Annotated in this window: 14 protein-coding genes and 2 tRNA genes; 5 read left to right on the forward strand and 11 right to left on the reverse strand. The window is 69.6% G+C overall.

Annotated elements, in window-relative coordinates; genetic code table 11:
• Positions 1–9 precede the first annotated feature (9 nt).
• Positions 10–594, reverse strand: coding sequence for a YceI family protein (locus tag ACQPZP_RS32465; protein WP_433473507.1), 585 nt, complete (start codon positions 592–594; stop codon positions 10–12).
• A 121-nt stretch (positions 595–715) separates the two neighbouring features.
• Between ACQPZP_RS32465 and ACQPZP_RS32470 the strand changes: the two genes are divergently transcribed.
• Complete coding sequence (locus ACQPZP_RS32470) at positions 716–1093, forward strand: winged helix-turn-helix transcriptional regulator (protein WP_433473508.1); 378 nt, start codon at positions 716–718, stop codon at positions 1091–1093.
• 162 nt (positions 1094–1255) lie between these two features.
• On the forward strand, positions 1256–3886 hold the full coding sequence (alaS, locus tag ACQPZP_RS32475) for an alanine--tRNA ligase (protein WP_433473509.1): 2631 nt from the start codon (positions 1256–1258) through the stop codon (positions 3884–3886).
• 52 nt (positions 3887–3938) lie between these two features.
• Here alaS and ACQPZP_RS32480 read toward each other — a convergent pair whose 3' ends face one another.
• Together ACQPZP_RS32480 and ACQPZP_RS32485 are read right to left on the reverse strand one after the other, a co-directional pair.
• The gene (locus ACQPZP_RS32480) at positions 3939–4649 is read right to left on the reverse strand and encodes a hypothetical protein (protein ID WP_433473510.1); all 711 of its coding nucleotides are present in this window, start codon (positions 4647–4649) and stop codon (positions 3939–3941) included.
• Positions 4650–5124: 475 nt separating this feature from the next.
• A tRNA-Pro gene (locus ACQPZP_RS32485) sits at positions 5125–5198 on the reverse strand.
• 143 nt (positions 5199–5341) lie between these two features.
• Here ACQPZP_RS32485 and ACQPZP_RS32490 point away from each other — a divergent pair.
• Positions 5342–5412, forward strand: a tRNA-Gly gene (locus ACQPZP_RS32490).
• A 65-nt stretch (positions 5413–5477) separates the two neighbouring features.
• On the opposite strand, the gene ACQPZP_RS32495 is transcribed toward ACQPZP_RS32490, so the two are convergent.
• The gene (locus ACQPZP_RS32495) at positions 5478–5975 is read right to left on the reverse strand and encodes a tyrosine-type recombinase/integrase (protein ID WP_433473511.1); all 498 of its coding nucleotides are present in this window, start codon (positions 5973–5975) and stop codon (positions 5478–5480) included.
• A gap of 515 nt (positions 5976–6490) precedes the next feature.
• On the opposite strand from ACQPZP_RS32495, the gene ACQPZP_RS32500 reads away from it, so the two are divergent.
• A complete protein-coding gene (locus tag ACQPZP_RS32500) occupies positions 6491–6679 on the forward strand; it encodes a hypothetical protein (RefSeq protein ID WP_371953375.1) in 189 nt (62 codons plus the stop codon).
• A gap of 429 nt (positions 6680–7108) precedes the next feature.
• Here the strand turns inward: ACQPZP_RS32500 and ACQPZP_RS32505 are convergent, their stop codons facing one another.
• Positions 7109–7816, reverse strand: a complete 708-nt coding sequence (locus tag ACQPZP_RS32505) for an HAD family hydrolase (protein WP_433473512.1) — start codon at positions 7814–7816, stop codon at positions 7109–7111.
• A gap of 242 nt (positions 7817–8058) precedes the next feature.
• A complete protein-coding gene (locus tag ACQPZP_RS32510; RefSeq protein WP_433473513.1) occupies positions 8059–8556 on the reverse strand; it encodes a DUF3841 domain-containing protein in 498 nt (165 codons plus the stop codon).
• A 91-nt stretch (positions 8557–8647) separates the two neighbouring features.
• Between ACQPZP_RS32510 and ACQPZP_RS32515 the strand changes: the two genes are divergently transcribed.
• Entirely contained in the window at positions 8648–10069 is a 1422-nt protein-coding gene (locus tag ACQPZP_RS32515) for an alpha/beta hydrolase (protein WP_433473514.1), read from the forward strand.
• Positions 10070–10155: 86 nt separating this feature from the next.
• On the opposite strand, the gene ACQPZP_RS32520 is transcribed toward ACQPZP_RS32515, so the two are convergent.
• The 5 genes from ACQPZP_RS32520 to ACQPZP_RS32540 form a co-directional block, all read right to left on the reverse strand.
• Positions 10156–10569, reverse strand: coding sequence for an SgcJ/EcaC family oxidoreductase (locus tag ACQPZP_RS32520; protein ID WP_433479713.1), 414 nt, complete (start codon positions 10567–10569; stop codon positions 10156–10158).
• A 96-nt stretch (positions 10570–10665) separates the two neighbouring features.
• Entirely contained in the window at positions 10666–11328 is a 663-nt protein-coding gene (locus tag ACQPZP_RS32525) for a hypothetical protein (RefSeq protein ID WP_433473515.1), read from the reverse strand.
• Positions 11325–12137 carry a dihydropteroate synthase gene (gene folP / locus ACQPZP_RS32530; RefSeq protein WP_433479714.1) on the reverse strand — a complete coding sequence of 271 codons (813 nt, stop codon included), beginning with the start codon at positions 12135–12137 and terminating at the stop codon, positions 11325–11327. The genes ACQPZP_RS32525 and folP overlap by 4 nt, the downstream gene beginning before the upstream one ends.
• 38 nt (positions 12138–12175) lie before the next feature.
• Positions 12176–13132 (reverse strand): glucosyl-3-phosphoglycerate synthase, encoded by a 957-nt coding sequence (locus ACQPZP_RS32535; protein ID WP_433473516.1) that lies wholly within the window; start codon positions 13130–13132, stop codon positions 12176–12178.
• A 164-nt stretch (positions 13133–13296) separates the two neighbouring features.
• Positions 13297–15744: a M4 family metallopeptidase gene (locus ACQPZP_RS32540; RefSeq protein ID WP_433473517.1), complete on the reverse strand. Its 2448-nt coding sequence runs from the start codon at positions 15742–15744 to the stop codon at positions 13297–13299.
• Positions 15745–15873: the final 129 nt, after the last annotated feature.

Below are 15873 nucleotides of genomic sequence, written 5' to 3' on the forward strand. Positions count from 1 at the left end.
AGTCGCCGGTCAGTCGTCGGTCTGGAGCACGGCCTCGATCTCCAGGACGATCTGGACCTTCTCGCTCAGCCCGAGCCCGTTGCCGCCCGGGATCTTCGTGGTGTCGCCGACGCCGAACTCCAGCCGGCTGATCTCGCCGGTCGCGGTGAACCCCGCGCGGGCGCCCTTGAACGGGTCGTCCTGCCGGAACGGGTCGGGGCCGAAGCCGCCGACCTCCAGCTTCAGCGGGACGTTCTTGGTGATTCCGCGCAGCGTGAGCTCGCCGTCCAGGACGTAGTCGTCGCCGTCGGGACGCAGGCCCGTGGAGCGGTAGGTCATCGAGGGGTGCTTCGCGACGTCCAGGAAGTCGGCGGACCGCACATGCTCGTCGCGCTGCGCGTTGCCGGTGTCGATCGAGGTCAGGTCGATGGTCGCGGTCACCGAGGAGTCCAGCACGTCGGCGCCGGTCACGATCGTCCCCTCGAACGTCCCGAACCGGCCGCGGACCTTGCTGACCATCAGATGCCTGATCGTGAAGCCGACGCCGGAGTGCGCGGGGTCGATGGTCCAGGTGCCCGCGACGTAGCCGGGGATCTCGACAAGTTCGGCCGTCATCGTGTCTCCTAAGGTTATGAATGGTAAGGCGGTTCCGATCGGGAACCGTCTCCATGGTGCGGACACCTCGGAGTCGGCACAAGAAGGCACTTTTTTCTGCCCTGGTCACCTGGAGATAACCATGGAGCACACACCGGCCGGATGCCGTGCCCGCGAGATCCTCGACCGGGTCGGCGACAAGTGGTCGCTGCAGGTCATCTCGCTGCTCGGCGAGCGCGCCAAGCGGTTCAACGAGCTGAGGCGCGAGATCGACGGCATCAGCCAGCGGATGCTCAGCGTCACCCTGCGCGGGCTGGAGCGCGACGGCATCGTCACCCGCACGGTCTATCCGGTCATGCCTCCGCGGGTGGAGTACGCGCTCACCCCGATGGGCGCGACCCTGATGGACGCGGCCAGCGCCCTCGTCCGCTGGGCCGAGACCCATCTCGACGAGATCGATGCCTCCCGCGCCCTCTACGACGCCCGCTCAGCAGAGGCCGAGGCGCTCAAGACGCCCTGAAACCATGTGCCGCCCAATAAGGCGAGGCGGTAACTTGTCGAGTGATGGTCATTCACGAGGTGGGACGGCGAGCTAGCCGCGCCGAGCTGGGGAACGAGCAGACGTGCCCGGCCCGGCTCGGCGGTGTGCGCCGTCATCCCATCGACCTCGTGAGGCCGTCCCATGCGTTCGACTGACATTCGTTCGACCTTCTTTGGGTTCTTCCAGGACCGCGACCACCGCGTCGTGCCGTCCAGCCCGCTCATTCCGTCCGATCCCACGCTTCTGCTGGCGAACGCGGGCATGAACCAGTTCAAGCCGTACTTCCTCGGCGAGACCACGCCGGAACATCCCCGTGCGGTGTCCGTGCAGAAGTGCGCGCGGACGTCCGACATCGAGAACGTGGGCCGCACTACGCGGCACGCCACGTTCTTCGAGATGCTCGGCAACTTCTCCTTCGGCGACTACTTCAAGGAGGAGGCGATCTCCTGGGCGTGGGAACTCTTCACACGCCACTACAACCTCGACCCAGAACGCCTCTGGGTCACCGTGTACCTGGACGACGACGAAGCCATGCGGCTATGGCGGCGCGTCGGAGTCCCCTCTGAGCGGATCCAACGGCTCGGCATGGAGGACAACTACTGGTCGATGGGCATACCCGGCCCCTGCGGACCGTCCTCCGAACTGCACTACGACAGAGGGCCGTCCTTCGGACGTGAGGGCGGGCCCGCGGTGGACGGCGAGCGGTACCAGGAACTGTGGAATCTCGTCTTCATGCAGAACCTCCGTGGGGAGGGCTCCGGCAAGGACGGATATCCGATTCTGGGCGAGCTGCCCGCTAGGAACATCGACACAGGGCTCGGTCTCGACCGTCTTGCGGCAGTGTTGCAGGACGCGGACACGGTTTGCGAGACGGATCTGCTGGCGCCGACGTTCCGGCTCGTCCAGGAGATGGCGGGACGGGACTACCCAGGGCGGGACGGCAGCGACGACTCGACGTCCTTCCGCGTCGTGGCGGAGCACTCGCGGTCCATTGCGTTCCTCATCGCGGACGGCGTCATGCCCGCGCGAGACGGCCGCGGCTACGTGCTGCGGCGCCTCCTGCGGCGGGCGGTCCGGCACGCGCGCCGGCTCGGCATCGACGACCTGGTCCTGCCCTCGCTGACGTCCAGCGTCATCGCGAACCTGGGCGGCACGTGGCCGGAGCTGCCGCGGCAGTCCGAGCTGATCCGGCAGGTCGTCACGGCCGAGGAAGAGGCGTTCGAGCGGACGCTGCGCCAGGGGTCCCAGCTGCTCGACGCGGCGATCGGCCGCGCGACGTCCACCATCTCGGGCCGCACGGCGTTCGAACTCCACGACACCTACGGCTTCCCCATCGACCTGACCATCGACGCGGCGCGGTCGGCGGGGCTCACGGTCGACGAGGAGGCCTTCGCGGAGCTTCTCGACGAGCAGCGCCGCCAGGCGCACCGGGCGGGCCAGGGCCGGAAGGGCGACGCGGTAGCGCGGCAGGACGCCTACCGTCGGATCACCGCGCGGCACGGCCTGACGGACTTCGTCGGCTACACCTCGGAAACAGCGGAAACACGTGTCCGCGCGCTGCTCGATTCCACCGGCGAGCTTCACCATGCGGCCGAGGGCGACGAGGTCGAGGTGATCCTGGCGCGCAGCCCGTTCTACGCGGAGTCAGGCGGCCAGGTGGGCGACACCGGGACGATCCGCACGCCCGAGGCGAACCTCCAGGTCCTCGACACCCGCCTCGGGCTCGACGGACTGCACGTGCACAGTGTCCGCATCGTGGACGGCGAGGTGCGTCCCGGGGACCTGGCGGAAGCGGTCGTGGACGCGGACCGGCGGGCGGCGACCGCGCGCTCGCACAGCGCCACCCACGTCCTGCACGCGATGCTGCGCCGCCTCCTGGGCGAGCACGCGACCCAACGCGGGTCGCGCGTCGAGCCAGGACGCCTGCGTTTCGACTTCTCCCACCTCTCTCCGGTCGACACCGACCCCGTCCAGACCCTCGTCAACGACTACCTGCTCGACGACCCGGAAGTGCGCATCTGGGAAGCGAGCCGGGCGGACGCGGAAACGGCGGGCGCGCTCGCGCTGTTCGGCGAGAAGTACGGCACCGACGTCCGCATCGTGGACATCGGGGACGCGTCCCGCGAACTCTGCGGCGGCACGCACGTCGGGCACGGCGCGCAGGCGGGCCCCGTCCACATCGTCGGCGAGTCGTCCATCGGCACCGGCCTTCGCCGGATCGAGGCCCTCACGGGCGCGGACGCCCTGCGCCACCACGACCACCAGCGCCACCTGCTGCACGAACTCGCGGCGCTGCTGAACGTCCGGCCCGACCAGGCACCGGACCGGCTGCGGCAACGTCTGGAAACACTCGCGGAAACCCAGCGGCAGCTGGAAACATTGCGCCGAGCAGACCTGGACGCGCACGCGGACCGTCTCGCAGCGTTGGCGGAACCGCTCCCCGGCGGCTGGCTGGTCGCGCGGTCGGTCCCCGGCCTGACCAGCGCGGACCTTCGCACCCTCGCGACCGGCATCCTCACCCGCCGCGACCCGCGCGGCCTGGTCGTGCTCGGCACGGAGTCCGGCGGCAAGGCGCTGCTCGTCGCGGCGGCCGGCGCGGACACCGGCGTCCAGGCCAGAGACCTGCTGACCGGCGCGGCACGCGAGGTCGGCGGCGGCGCGGGCGGCAAGGGCCTCATCGCGAACGCGGGCGGACGCCGTCCAGAACACCTGCCCAAGGCGATCAGCACAGCGGCGACCGACGCCCGCACCCTCCTCGCGGCCACCGTCTAGATACGCCGAGCGGGCCCCGGAACCACTCCGGGGCCCGCCCCACGGCGTCGAGTCAGCGCAGCAGTGTGTTGCGCAACGTGATGCCGTGCAGTCTGCGCAGCCTGCGCATCTCGTAGTACGCAAGCGCGGACACGGTGACCGGCGCCCCCAGAAGCAGCACCACGGCCAAGAGGCCCGGCACTCCCTTGTAAGGATCCGTGACCAGGTTGACCGCAGCCACCGCCCAGGACGCCGACACGCTCACCAATGGCGGAACCATCTCGTGGATGTCGGCCGTCCGGAACACATTGGTCAGGGACAGCACGATGCCGTAGAGAGCGAAAGGGACCATCCACAGGAACAGGACAACCCCTGCGGGGACCAGCACGACCATCCCGGCCGCCTTGCGAGCCCCCTCAAGCTCGGGCCCCGCGGCCAGGTAGAACGTGAACATCGCGCCGAAGATCGCCCCCACCGAGATCAGCGGGTAGCGGATCCGGCGGACGAACTCGGCCCGGTTCGGCGGCCGCGCGGCCAGGATGAAACCGCCCACGGTCAGCGGCAGGACGCAAGTGAGGACGAGGACGTTGTTCCAGGCATCGTCGAACCGCCCGCTCGCCAGGTCCTTGGGGGCGGCGGCCTTGTAGACCACCAGCACGGCGAGGGTCACCACGATCCCCGCCCAGGCGCGGGCGACCTGCAGGTTCCGGACACGCGAGTCGACGATCAGGTCCGGCCGCGAGGGCCGGAACACCGCCTGCGCGGCCCGGAAGGGATTCAGCACCCGCGAGACCCCACCCGAGCGCACCGGCGGACGCGGCGGCGGCTGCCAGGGCGGCTGCGGCGGCGGGTAAGGCGGCTGCGGAGGTGGCGGAGGCGCTTCGTGTTCCCACGGCCACGGCCCTTCGTACCCGTGGTGGGGCTGCCGGTTAGGCGGAAGGGGAGGCGGCCGATGCCCACCTTCTTCCCACGGCGGACGAGCGGAACCTGTCACAGGGAGCTCCTCGGGTGTCACCACCGACTTCCAGAATCCGCACCTGCCGCGCTCACCGAGCAACAGCCCCTGCGGACAGGCGCCGGCACCCCGTCGGCAAGGGCCCGGCCAGTATGTGACTACCGACCGCCCCCAGAAGTTCACATCCGCCTGCGCGCGCGTCCCCAGCGACCGGCGTCATAGCTCTGCGAGCGTCTCCCGAACGGCTTCCGACCAACGCAAGAGACCCCATCCCACGCCTTTGGGACAGGGTCTCTGAGCTGGGTCGGGCTGGCGGGATTTGAACCCACGACCCCCGGCACCCAAAGCCGGTGCGCTACCAAACTGCGCTACAGCCCGCACATCACCGCAGGACGCGACGACGCGAGAAGTCTAGTCCCGATCAGGCCCCGCCCGCTCCGCCGACCGCCCGGCACGTCCACCCCGGGAACCCTGTACGCTACGGGATGGCGATCGAGGCCCACGCGGGCCTGCATCCGCTCGCGGGCGTAGCTCAATGGTAGAGCCCCAGTCTTCCAAACTGGCTACGCGGGTTCGATTCCCGTCGCCCGCTCCCACCACAAAGGCCCAGGTAGGAACTGTGTTTCCCCACCTGGGCCTTGTCGTTTCTCAAGATCGCTAACGCTTCCGTGCCCGTTGCGTGCCCGATCGTTTCAGCGTGCCCTTGTCACTCTTGTCACTGGCCCGGGCGACCTTGAACGCCTCGCCGAGAGCCGCCGCGATGACCTTGTCTCGATCCTGACTTGCGTGCTGGTAAATCAGTGCGGCACGGGACGAGGCGTGGCCCATTCGGGACATCAACTCCTTGAGGCTTGCACCCGTGGTGGCCGCCAGGGTGTTGCCGACATGGCAAAGGTCGTGGAAGTGGAGGTCAGGAAGGCCGACGTCCGCCCGCACCTTGTTCCAGATGCGCCGGAAGCCGGAGCGCCGGAGGGGACCGCCCCGAGGGCCGACGAACACCCGCCCGTCCGGACCGTCCTCGGCGAACTGGTTTAGGTGCGCTTGCATGTCTGGGACGATCTCCGGCGGAATGGACACCACGCGCCGACCAGCCCGCGATTTGGGCGTGTCCTCCAGGAGCTTGCCGCCGTCCAACTCGGCCAGCGGGCCAGCCACCCGGACAACGCACGGGTCCAGGTCCAGGGGCGGCGGCGCTCAGGCCGCTGCGCGGCCCCGCGCCTGGCCGCCCGGAGCGTGCGGCGTGGGCGCCGGTCACCGGACGGCCGCGCCCGGCCGCGCATCGCGCCACTTCCGCCGGCCCCGCCCCGTCCGGCCGCCACGGGGTCGCGCCGCCGCCTGGACGATGTCCGAGCCGGCGACCACACTCCGCTAATCCAGGGACGTTGCAAGCTGGACTGGAAATGCGCGCGGGTCCCCCCGACCCCGATCCGCCAAGGATGGCGACGGACGGAACCCGTCCGCCGCAAAGTACAGGTCTCGTCGGGGCCGGGGGGAGGAAGGTGGGAAGAAAAACAGCGGCTACGCCGCACACCAGGGACTTGCCGGCTGCGGACGCAACACGTGCGCGGACCGACGCTTAAGTCCGGTTAATGGATCGCTTTGGGCTGAGGCCCGTTCGTAGGCTCGTTGGTGCCGACGAGCGGCTGTCTGGGTTGGCGATGGAGTGACGTGTGGCGAAGAGGCGTTACGTAGCCCGTGGGGTTCCCGGCGGCTACCGCATCTGGGACACCAAGGCGCACAAGTGGTGGGGAGACCACTACGAGCTGTGCCCCGACGATCTCCTGGCCGAGCTGAACGGAAACCGCGACTACGCGAAGATCACCGCACTGCTCAGGCACTATCGGGCCCAGAAGCGGTAGCCCCCCGGTTACCCGACCAAAGCCTGTTCTGGGTGCGCGGAACCAGTCAGGTAGGGGTCAGTCGTCTTCTTGGTCACTCCACCCTGCGGAGTGAGAGTGTGATCCCCCAGGCGGGTGGGCGTGCCCTGATCGTGCCCGTTGGGGTGGTCGGTAGCAGGGTGCTACGGTCGCTTGCGGATCACGGGATGTGGTCGTTGAGCTGCATCGATGCTGGTTTCAAGATCGCGGCCCGATATCTTTCAGACTGGCTGCGCGGGTTTGATTCCCGTCGCCTGCTCCCATTGTTTCTGCAAGTTCGAGGGGCGGTCTCTGCGATCTTGCTTCACTCCGGGATCGTCCATTACTGGGCTCTTGGATGATCCGCGAAAGAGCGAGAGGCGGGGGTCCGTGGGGATCCCCGCCTTTCTGACTACTTGTCTGTCAGCTGGTTCAGCCGGCGACGGGTGCGTCCAGCAGCGGCGGGAGTTCCGCCAGGCTGGCGATTTCCAGCGACGGTGCCGTCCCTGCAGGGCGGTCGAGACCGCCCCTGTTGAGCCACACCGGTCGCATCCCGGCCGCATGTGAAGCGGTCACGTCCTGCTCCGGGTGGTCGCCCACATGGACGCAGGACTCGGGTGTCGTTCCGAGCCGCTTGGCAGCGTGCCGGTAGATGGCGGGGTCGGGCTTGCGCAGTCCGCAGTCGTCCGCGTACACCTGCACTTCCAGCAGCGCGTCCAGCCCGAGCCGGGAGGGATCGCTGTTGCCGTTGGTGATCAGCGCCAGTCGCCACCCGCACTGTGCCAGGTCCGTCAGGCACGCCAGCGTTTCCGGGTAGACCCGCACGCTGTCATGCCTAACCGCCATGAACTGGTCGAAGACCTCGCCTGCGAACCCTGCACGGGCCCCAGTGTGCTCGGCCGCTTTCTGCAGCGATTCCATCCTGATCTCCGCGATCCGGGCGTCCCGCCGTTCCGGCCGGGCCGCCACCTCCGCGCGCAGCTTCGACAGCCATTCGGCCGTCACCGGCGTGCCGTCGTGCTGCGCCAGACCCTCGGTGTGGAAGCACCGCACGGCCGCCTCCAAGCCCGCGCGCAGCGCGGTCCCGAAGTCCCACAGGGTGTCGTCACCATCGAAGGACACCGCTCGGGTGTGGGGCATGTACATCTCCTCTGCTTTGTTCGTGGTCGTACTTCAGCGACCACCGCGTCACAGTATGAATCGTCCGCGAACAGAGTGTGATGGCAAGCGGTGCCCGGGGGGACGGTCCTCGATCCCCTCGGGGTGGGTCGGGGATCTCTCCGAGTGGGCGGAGTCCTTTGGCGCGGGCGGTCGATGGCGCTGCGGGCTGTCCGCTTGCGGGAGAGCTCGACGCCATGCGGGTCGGCTGGGGAGTCGTCGTCCTAGTCTTCTTCCGGCTTCGGGGCGAACGGCTCCAGGGGGCGGTCTCCGAGCACGTATCTGGCAGGCACGCGTGGCAGGCACGCCTGCACACCGGCGGGCTCTTCCCGGTCGATCGACCAGTCCATGGTCGCCGACCCTCCGCCCAGGAGGTTTGCCTCCATGAAGTCGTTCCAGCGTCCGTATGAGCTGAGCAAGACCGTCTCGTCCGGCACATCGAGGTCCAGGACGACATAGCGGGCGTATTCCTCGTCGGTCTCCGGGCAGAGGAGGGACTCGGCCGTCACGGCTACCGCGTTGTCGCGGGTGTCCGGACCGAGCCACGCCCACACTGGCGGGAGGCCCCGGCAGTCGAGGCCGCGCCGGGCCATCTCCGTCACCATCGCGTCGTACACCGGCCGGTACGACGCGACCGGCAGGCGGGCCCAGTCGCCGACCAACTCGCCGCTGGTCTCCAGCGAATCAAGGACCGCTCTGTGCTGCACCGTCCACAATCGCACCGGGCAATTGTGGCAAACACGGCCGGACGGCCGAGCCGGATCGGCCTTTCGGCCGAGGCCGCCGATCCCGCACGCGAGCAGCATGGTCACCGTGAACCGCGCACTTCTGGCGCTCTTCCTGGCGCTGCCCCCCGCGACCGTCCCTGCCCATGCGTCTCCGCCGATCTCCTGGCGGCCTTGCGGCGAGCGACAAGCCGAGTGCGGCACCGTCGAGGTCCCGCTCGATTGGGCCGCTCCGGCCGGCCGCAAGATCAAGCTGTCCGTCGTGCGCCGCAAGGCCACCGGGAAGCGCCTCGGCACGCTGTTCTTCAATCCCGGCGGTCCCGGCGGCCAGGCGGCGATGCTGCTGCGCGACTACCCGGCGTACGCCGTCAGCGACGAGTTGCTGCGCCGGTTCGACGTGGTGGGCATCGACCCGCGCGGGGTGGGTGAAAGCTCGGCCGTGACCTGCGAGCGCCCGGTCCACGACCCGGCCGTGACGCAGTTCCCCCGGACCCCTGCCGGCTACCGCGAGCTGATGTCGCACAACCGGGCCGTCGGCCTGAGCTGCCTCTCGGGCACCGGCCCCCTGGTGCGCGAGATTGACACCACAAGCGTGGCCCGCGACTTCGACGCGGTCAGGGCCGCGCTGGGCGAATCGAAGATCAGCTTCTTGGGCAAGTCGTACGGCAGCATGCTGGGCACCGAGTACGCGCGGCTGTTCCCGGGCAGGGTGCGCGCGATGGCGCTGGACGGCGCGGTGGACCACAGTCTGGGTTCCGAGCGGCTGGTCGCCGACGCCGCCGTGGCCGTCGAGGATTCCTTCGGACGCTTCGCACAGTGGTGTGCCCAGACGCCGGCGTGCGCACTGCACGGTCGCGACGTCGCCCAGGTGTGGGACGAGCTCCTTGCCAGGGCCGAACGCGAGCCGATTCCGGTCAAGGGCGGCCGTCCGCTGACCGGTGAGGAACTGCGCTACGTCGCCTACGTTTTCCTCAACCAGCTCCCTGAGTACGGCAACGGCCTGGCCAACGGCATCGTCCAGGCCGAGAACGGCGACGCCCAGATCCTGTCGTCCGTGCGCGCCTCGGCCCTCGACGACCCGGCGAGTACGTCGGCCTACCGGTCGATCCTGTGCCTGGACATCGCCCACGGCATCACCGGCTACCGTGATCTGCGCGCCCGGCTCGACCGTGTCAGGCGGCTCGCGCCGCATATGAAGGGCACGTCGGAGTTCTGGGATATGACGACGGGATGTCTCGGCTGGCCGATCCCGCCGACGAACCCGCAACGGCCGCTGAACGTCCGTGGCGTCCCGCCGGTGCTCGTGGTCGGCAACACCCATGACCCCGCTACCCCGCTGTCATGGGCGCGCAGCCTGTCGTCCCACATCCAAGGGTCCGGGCTCTTGGTGAACGACGAGAACGGCGGGAACGGGCACAGCTCCTACCTCAGGACGTCCTGCGCCACGTCCCGCATCGACGACTATCTGATCTCGACCCGGCTTCCCCTTGCCGGAACCGTCTGCCGATAGGCCCGCCGGCCGTCGTCGCCTCGCCCCTGAGCTTGTTCATCAGACGGGCGGTCGCCGTCGAAATCTTGCCAGCCTCTCGGCCGCGGTCACTCGTCGTCGAGCACACTGGTGTTCTGGCAGGCGGTCAGGCGCCACTGCCCTTCCTCCTTCGACATGACGAACATCGGCGTGCCCACCTCCTGCCCGCCCGGTGTCTCGTACACCTGGCGCACCTTGACGGCGGCGACGTCAGGACGGATGAACAGCACGTGTTCCACCTCGAACGTGACCGTCGAGCCCTGCATCCCGCCCGGGAGCACCTGATGCGTGAAAGCGGAGATCGCCTCACGGCCGAAGAGTCGCTTACCGCCGCCCGTCGTCCAGATGGCGTCGTCTCGGAACAGGCCGGCGAACTCGTCGGGCAGCTCGTTGTTCTGGGAGTGCTCGACCGCGGCGACCACTTGCTTCATCGCTTCGATCTCGGCCTCATGTGTCGGTGCGGCGATGTTCGTTGGGCTCATGAGGATCACCGTGCTTCCTCAAGCGAACTTGAGGTCAAGCCCCGGCCGTTGCATGGGCTTGATTCACCTCGCCCGCTGCCGCGGGGAGCCAGGTCACTACGTGGTAGGCGACGCCGAAGGGGTCTGCCTCGTATAGGCGGTTTGTCGACCACGAGCTGCTCTCGCAGGCCCCGGCCAGTACTTGCCATGGGCACGGCCGGTCAGTAGTAGGTCCGCGCATAGTTGCGGGTCCAGGGCTAGCAGCGCTGTGGTGTCGGCGTTGTCGAGGGCGCGTGCGACCTGGTCGTCGAGCGCCGGGGCTCGGGGGTCCAGGTGCCCTGCGGCCTTTTCGCCTCGTCGGGCGCTGCCGTCGGCGGCGACCAGCAGCGCGGTCCGGCCGGGGCCGCGGGCCAGGCCGACGCCCAGTGCATGACAGCGGGCGGGTGGTGCGGAGGCTTCCACGCCCTGAAGGACGTATGAGACCTGATGCCCTTCGAGTGCCGCCCGGCCGATCACGAGTGGCAACGGCAGCGGGGTCTGTTCTGGACGGCGGTCGGCGGCGGGGGCCAGGCGTCCGGCCGGTGCTGGGGCGTCACGCGGACAGTGTCCGGTCGTCGGTGCCGCGCCCACCACGATCACCTCGTCGGATGCCTGCTCGACCACCAGTGTCACGGCCTGCTGGATGTGGGCCCGTAGCTCTTCGACCTCGGCGACCGGGCCGCCGGTCAGGCCGGGCAGCAGGAGCGGAGGCTGGGGGATGCAGGCGGCGGCGACGATCATGCGAGTCCGCGGACGGTCCGCGCGGGTGGCTTCAGGCCGCGGGTCACCGCGACCATGTCGAGCACCTGCCGGGTCGCGGCGACATTGTGCGCGCGGAAGACCCGGGCCCCTTGCCACGCGCACACCGCGCTCACCGCGAGCGTGCCGTACACGCGCTGATCGACTGGAAGCCCCAGGGACTCGCCGACGAAGTCCTTGTTGGAGAGGGACACCAGGACCGGCCATCCGGTGGCGACGAGCTCGTCCAGGCGGCGGGTGACCTCCAGCGAGTGCCAGGTGTTCTTCCCGAAGTCGTGGCCGGGGTCGATGACGATGCCGGCCGGATCGACGCCGGCGGCCACCGCTCGTTCGGCCAGCCCCGTCGTCCGGACGATCACGTCGGCCACGACGTCGTCGTACTCCAGCCGGTGCGGGCGCGTCCGCGGGGGCAGGCCTCCGGCATGGGTGCAGACGAGGCCCGCGCCGAATTCGGCGGCGACCTCTGCCAGCAGGGCGTCCACCCCGCCCCAGGCGTCGTTGAGCAGATCGGCGCCGACCAGGCAGGCCTCGCGTGCGACCTCGTGCCGCCACGTGTCGACGCTGATGATCAGATCGGGGTACCGCTTCCGGATCGCGGCGATGAGCGGAACCGTCCGGTCGATCTCGTCGGCGACGCCCACCTCGGCGCCGGGCGCGGCCTTGACCCCTCCGACGTCGATGATGTCGGCGCCCTCGGCGACGACCTCGTCGACGCGCGCGAGCGCCCGGTCGAAGGCGAACGTGGCCCCTCGGTCGTAGAAGGAGTCGGGTGTGCGGTTGACGATGGCCATGACGAGCAGGTCTCCACCGGCGAGCCGCTCACCGAACCTCACCGCGTCGCCTCGAGCCGCCTGCCGGCGTACGAGGGCTCGGAGACCGCCGGCGGACGCTCGGCCGTCGGCACCGGCCGGACCGTCCAGCCCGTGACCGGGTCGTACTGCCGCAGCGACGGGGAAAGGGCTCCGCCCGGGATCAGCGCGCCGCGGCGGTGGACGACCCCCAGCAGCTCGGCCGCCATCACGCCGAGGTCGCGGACCGGCTGGTTGCGATGCCCGCGCCGGCCCAGATCCACCTGCGCGAGTGCGTCCAGGCCGTGCCGCTCGAAGGTGTCGATCAGGGTGGCCAGTTCGACGCCGTACCCGACCGGGACCGGCAGTGTCTCCAGCAGGGACCGCCGTACGCCCCACTCACCGGCCAGCGGCTGGACCACCCCGGCCAGGCCGGGCCACAACAGGTTGAGCAACGGCCGGGCCACGAGTTCGGTCACCCTGCCGCCGTCCTCATCATCCGCGGATCCGGGCGGTGACAGCCGGTGGTAGTGCCCCTTCACCAGCAGCGTGTCCGGCTGGGAAAGGAGCGGTCCAAGCAGGCCGACCACGAACTGCGGCGACCAGACGGTCAGGTCGGCGTCGAGGAACACCAGGAGATCGCCGCTCGTCACGAAAAGCGACTTCCACAGCGCCTCCCCTTTTCCGGGGAAGGAGCCCGCCTCCGGCACGACGTCCACTGTGCGGTGGACGGTCGCTCCGGCGGCCGCGGCGGTGCGGGCGGTGTCGTCGTCGCTGTCGGAGTCCATGACGACGACTTCGTCGACCAGACCGGCTCCCTCGACCAGTTCCCCAAGGATGCGTCCGACGACCTGGCCGACCGTCGCCGCCTCGTTGCGCGCCGGAATCACCACCGTGACCGTCAGGCCCGAAGCCCTCTTGGCCGCCAGGACACGGTCGATCGGCCAGGCTTCGCTGCTCGAGGTCGACTGGCGGAACCATGAGGTCGAGATGTCCACGCAGCGCCTCCCTGGCATGTGGTAAGCCAAGGTTACAGTCGCGTTCCGGGCGTCGACACGGAGCCCTTTGAGCCGTCTGACAGACGTATGCCTGGTCAAGGGTGGTCCGCCACGCGGCTGCCGCCGGTCCCTCGCAAGGGACCGGCGGCAGGGCGGGACGGCCGTCAGGCGGCGTTGATCGCCACGTCGTCGAGGACGAAGCTGGTCTGGAGGCTGGAGTCCTCCGTCCCGGTGAAGGAGAGCGTGACGGTCTTGCCCGCGTAGGCGGAGGCGTCGAAGCTCTTCTGGACGTAGCCCGAACCGGCGTTGAGGTTCGAGTAGGTGGCGACGGTGTCACTGCCCATCTTGACGCTGAACTTGTCGTAGGCGGTGCCAGTGGTCGTCTCGTCGGTGTCGATGTGCAGGTAGAAGGTCAGGGTCGCCTTGCAGCCCGCCGGGATGGTCACCGACTGCGTGGCCGAGTCGGTGTGACTCGTCCCGTAGCCGTCGAACCAGGCGAAGTGCGACCCGGAGCGGGCGCTCTCACCGCTGCCGTTGGCCGAGACCACGCCGGACGTGGCCGTCCACGGTGACGTGCCGCTCTCGAACCCGCCGTTGGACACCTTGTCACCGGGCGAGGAGCAGCCGCCGCCGGGCGGGTTGACCGTCCACGTGAAGGTGGCCGTGCCAGTGAGGCCGGAGGTGTTCTTGGCGCTGACCGTGACGGTGCTGGAGCCGGCCGTCGTCGGGGTGCCGGAGATGACGCCACTGGAGGAGTTGATCGACAGCCCGGCCGGCAGCCCGGTCGCGCCGTAGGTCAGGGTCTGGCCCTTCGGGTCGCTGGCCTGCACGGCGACGTTCACCGCCGTGCCGACCGTGCTCACCTGGTCGCCGGGGCTGGTGACACGCGGGGCGTCGCCCTGGCCGGGGCACGTCCCCGGGACCGGGTCGGAGCCGGTGACGCTCACCGCCGCCCAGGCGGCGTTCACGGTGTTGTACTCGGTGCAGTGCGTGCCGTACAGGTCGGCGGCCGCCTTGAGCGAGTCGACGCGGGCGTCGGCGAAGTTCTCGTTGCTGTTGGCGTAGGACGCCAGGGCCTTGAACCAGATCTTGGCGGCCTTGTCGTTGCCGATGCCGGTGACCGTGGAGTTGTTGCAGGTCGGGCTGTTGCCGTAGCCGTGGTCGCCGCTGCCGACCGCGGTCAGGAAGAACCAGTGGTTCAGCGGGCCCATCGAGTAGTGCGGGTCCAGGTCGCCGTTGTCGCTGTCGTAGCAGTTGGGCGACTCGCCGTCGAGCGCCGGGTTGTACATGTACCGCAGCGGAGAGCCGTTCCCGAAGATGTCGATCAGCTCGCCCATCGTGTAGTCGGGCGTGTCCACCGGGTTGCCGGCGTAGAACTCCACCATCGTGCCGAAGATGTCGCTGGTGCCCTCGTTCATCCCGCCGGTCTCGCCGTTCTCCTCCCAGCCGACGAGGGCGCCGCTGACGCCGTGGCTCATCTCGTGCCCGGCGACGTCGATCTCGACCAGCGGCCTGGCGTTGCCCTCGCCGTCGCCGTAGGTCATCTGGCTGCCGTCCCAGAAGGCGTTGACGTAGGCGTTGCCGTAGTGGGTGCGGGACGGGACGCCCCGGCCGTCGCCGAAGATGCCGTTCCGGCCATGGACGTTCTTGAAGTAGTCGTACGTCATGGCGGCGCCGTAGTGCGCGTCGACGCCGGCTGAGGCAGGGTCGCTGTTGGACCCGTTTCCGAACGTGCCGGTGGAGTTGCTGAAGGTGGTGCCGGTCCCGGACGTGGCGTGGTTCAGGTTGGTGGTGTACCCGTTGCCGTGCGAGGGGTCCTTCATCGTCCAGGTGCTGCCGGACTGCGTCAGGTCGATGTTCACGGTGCCGACGTAGATGCCGCGCCCGGTGCCGCCGGTCGCCGCGGCCGCCCGGGGAGCCGCGCGTCCCGCGGTGCGGATGCCTGAGGGCGCGAAGGTGGAGACCTCGTCGCTGCTCTGCAGGATCTTGCCCTTCTGCGCGTCGACCAGCACGTGCAGCCTGCTCGGCGTCTGGTCGGCGCGCACACCGGACACGACGGTCTGCCACACCAGCGTGGCCGACCGGCCCTTCATCTTGATCGCCAGCTTGGGCTTCGAGACGGCCGAGACCGTGCCCTTGAGCTGACCGCGAGCGAGCTTGGCGGCCTCGCCCGCGCGCACCGAGGGCGTGGTCCGGATCGCGCCCGCGGTGTCGGACGCGGTCTCCAGCGTGCGGTAGGAGCCGTTCGGCCTGAGGTGCACGATGAGGTCTCCGCCGTAGACGGGGAGGCCCCGGTAGGTGCGGTCGAAGCGGACGTCGGCCGCACCGTCCCGGCTGACGGCGACGGACCGGGCCGTGAACCGCTGCCCGCTGACGTGGTGCGCGCGGCCCGGGTGCGCGGCGATGGCCTTCCGCGCACGGTCGACGGCCTTCTTGCGGACGGACGGTGACGGGTCGAGCGTGAAGGGCGCCTGTTTGAAGGCCGAGTGCCCGGACGGCTGGGGACGGGGTTCGGCCGCCTGGGTGGCCGCGGCCTGCGGGGCGACGGTGACGCCGGTCATGGCGATCAGTGCCGCCGCCGACGTGGCGATGGCGATGCTCCGTTGGGACATGGGGTGGATGTCCTTTCACCACTTAAGACGGGGGAGCCCGTGGTGACGGGGGTGGACGTCCGGACGCCGGCGGGGAACACCCTTCCACTGAGACTCCGACAAAGCCGTGCATCTCGGACAAGCGCGAGT

The organism is Spirillospora sp. CA-142024 (genome assembly GCF_050942325.1).
Lineage (GTDB): Bacteria > Actinomycetota > Actinomycetes > Streptosporangiales > Streptosporangiaceae > Spirillospora.

Excerpts from the sequence above, each read along its gene's own strand:
- ACQPZP_RS32470 (WP_433473508.1), top strand. The coding sequence starts at position 716 with ATGGAGCACACACCGGCCGGATGCCGTGCCCGCGAGATCCTCGACCGG.
- ACQPZP_RS32505 (WP_433473512.1), bottom strand. The coding sequence starts at position 7,816 with ATGCCCCACACCCGAGCGGTGTCCTTCGATGGTGACGACACCCTGTGG.
- ACQPZP_RS32540 (WP_433473517.1), bottom strand. The coding sequence starts at position 15,744 with ATGTCCCAACGGAGCATCGCCATCGCCACGTCGGCGGCGGCACTGATC.
- alaS (WP_433473509.1), top strand. The coding sequence starts at position 1,256 with ATGCGTTCGACTGACATTCGTTCGACCTTCTTTGGGTTCTTCCAGGAC.
- ACQPZP_RS32465 (WP_433473507.1), bottom strand. The coding sequence starts at position 594 with ATGACGGCCGAACTTGTCGAGATCCCCGGCTACGTCGCGGGCACCTGG.
- ACQPZP_RS32525 (WP_433473515.1), bottom strand. The coding sequence starts at position 11,328 with ATGATCGTCGCCGCCGCCTGCATCCCCCAGCCTCCGCTCCTGCTGCCC.
- ACQPZP_RS32520 (WP_433479713.1), bottom strand. The coding sequence starts at position 10,569 with ATGAGCCCAACGAACATCGCCGCACCGACACATGAGGCCGAGATCGAA.
- folP (WP_433479714.1), bottom strand. The coding sequence starts at position 12,137 with ATGGCCATCGTCAACCGCACACCCGACTCCTTCTACGACCGAGGGGCC.